Consider the following 871-nt stretch of genomic DNA (forward strand, 5'->3'; position numbering starts at 1 on the left):
TGACCAGTCCACATGCGGGGTCGGTTCGGTGACGTGCAGCGTCTGCGGCAGCACCCCCTGGCGCATCGCCATCACCATCTTGATCACGCCCGCTACTCCCGCGGCGGCCTGTGCGTGACCGATGTTCGACTTCAACGACCCCAGATACAGCGGCCGTTCGCCGGGACGGTCCTGGCCGTACGTCGCGATGATCGCCTGCGCCTCGATCGGGTCACCGAGCGTCGTGCCGGTGCCGTGCGCCTCCACCACGTCCACGTCCTGCTGGGTGAGCCCCGCGTTGGCGAGCGCCTGCCGGATCACCCGCTGCTGCGAGGGGCCGTTCGGCGCGGTCAGACCGTTGCTCGCGCCGTCCTGGTTCACCGCCGTGCCACGCACCGTCGCCAGCACCCGATGCCCATGGCGCCGGGCGTCGGAGAGCCGCTCCACCAGCAGCACACCCACACCCTCGGACCACCCCGTCCCGTCCGCGGCGGCCGAGAACGCCTTGCACCGCCCGTCCGCCGACAGCCCCCGCTGACGGCTGAACTCGACGAACACCTCCGGCGTCGACATCACCGTCACACCGCCGACGAGGGCCATGGCGCACTCGCCGCTGCGCAGTGCCTGGCCGGCCAGGTGCAGGGCCACCAGGGACGACGAGCACGCCGTGTCCACGGTCACGGCGGGGCCCTCGAACCCGAAGGTGTAGGCGACCCGGCCGGAGACGGCACTGCCCGACTTGCCGGTCAGCGCATAGCCTTCGACCTCCGCGTTCGCCGGTCCGGTGCCATCGACGTAGTCGTGGTACATGACGCCCGCGAAGACGCCCGTCTGGCTGCCGCGCAGCGCGGACGGATCGATCCCGGCCCGCTCGAACGCCTCCCACGACGTC

1 protein-coding gene is annotated in these 871 nt (G+C 71.6%); it reads right to left on the reverse strand.

Annotation, left to right across the window (positions count from 1 at the left end; genetic code table 11):
- Positions 1-871: polyketide synthase (locus KUM38_RS42635; protein ID WP_254398444.1), on the reverse strand; the 871-nt coding region annotated here is incomplete at both ends.

Source organism: Streptomyces sp. AC558_RSS880, assembly GCF_019049255.1.
In the GTDB taxonomy this organism is placed as follows: Bacteria; Actinomycetota; Actinomycetes; order Streptomycetales; family Streptomycetaceae; genus Streptomyces.